We start from the raw sequence: 1,311 nt of genomic DNA, 5'->3' as shown, positions 1-1,311 counted from the left end.
TGCGTCGTCCTAAAATAGGTTGACTAAAAATTAAACACTTTTAGTATCCTATGGAAACAACAAAAAAACATCCCTGTCGAAAAAATGAGTATCAGAAAATCAGTTTTGATCTCAAACTTTCCATCATTGACGAAATTAATAATGGACAAATCTCTGTAAACTATGCTGCCAAAAAGTATGGCATTTCTCGAAGTTCCATTGACTATTGGAGAAAGAAATTATCTAACTTTACATCCAAATCCAAAGCAATGAGCAAGAACGACGAGATTAAAAAACTGAGAGAACGTATAGAAGAACTGGAATTTATTAAAGACTTCCAACAAGACATCATTGCTGATTTTGAAGTAACCACAGGACTGGATATCGCAAAAAAGTCGTTGCCCGAAACATTAATAAAAGAGATAGAGAAAAAGAAAAGAAACCTTTTAAAGTAAAGTGGCTTTATCAATGTTTCGGAATATCCAAACAAGCGTATTATAAAAGAATCAAAGCTGATACACAGCGGAAAGAACAAGCTATTGTAATTAAAGAACTCATTGCGCCTATCAGGAAAAAACAGACCCGATACGGTGGAAGAAAACTGTACCTGGACATTAAAGATGATTTGGAAAAGAGGGATATAAAAATGGGAAGAGATAACTTTTTTAGGTTCTTGAAAACACATCAGTTATTGGTTAAGAAAACCAAGCAATTCCATATCACAACCGATTCAAAACACTTTTTCTACAAATCGCCAAACCGAATTAAAGACATCACCCCTACTCACGCGGAACAGATTTGGGTCAGCGATATAACTTATCTTAAAATACAGGAAAAACACGCTTATTTGGCTTTGGTTACAGACATCTATTCCAAGAAAATAATGGGGTTCAAACTCGATACGAATATGAAAGCTACATTGGTGAAAGACGCACTTCAAATGGCTTTAAAAAACAGAATATACAAACATCAAAACATCATTCATCACAGTGACAGGGGAATACAGTATTGCTGTCCCGAGTTCTCCGAATTTGCGCAAAACAACGGAATGCTACTCAGTACAACCCAGCAATATGATCCTTATGAAAACGCAGTAGCAGAAAGGATTAATGGAATTTTGAAATATGAGTTTGGTTTATTAAAAACATTGCCTAATTTAGTCCTGGCTCAGAAAATGATTCACCAGGCAGTAAACATATATAACAACGAAAGAAGACATTACAGCCTAGACATGAAAACACCTGAGTTTGCACACAAAAATCAAATGCATAAATACAAATTTTATAACCTGAATTAATAACCAAAATGGTCAACCTATTTCAGGACAAGACA

General features: G+C 34.6%; 2 protein-coding genes. Both read left to right on the top strand.

Translation table 11 applies throughout. The features are described 5' to 3' along the window. The first annotated feature begins 50 nt into the window (after positions 1-50). Positions 51-434: a transposase gene (locus tag AC3E9U_RS16110; RefSeq protein WP_488747955.1), complete on the top strand. Its 384-nt coding sequence runs from the start codon at positions 51-53 to the stop codon at positions 432-434. Beyond that, positions 389-1,276 carry an IS3 family transposase gene (locus AC3E9U_RS16105; protein WP_488747956.1) on the top strand — a complete coding sequence of 296 codons (888 nt, stop codon included), beginning with the start codon at positions 389-391 and terminating at the stop codon, positions 1,274-1,276. Before AC3E9U_RS16110 ends, AC3E9U_RS16105 begins: the two co-directional genes overlap by 46 nt. Positions 1,277-1,311 lie beyond the last annotated feature (35 nt).

The sequence above is a fragment of the Flavobacterium sp. 21.1 genome (genome assembly GCF_057801535.1).
This window is presented reverse-complemented; position numbering and strand designations above follow the sequence as displayed.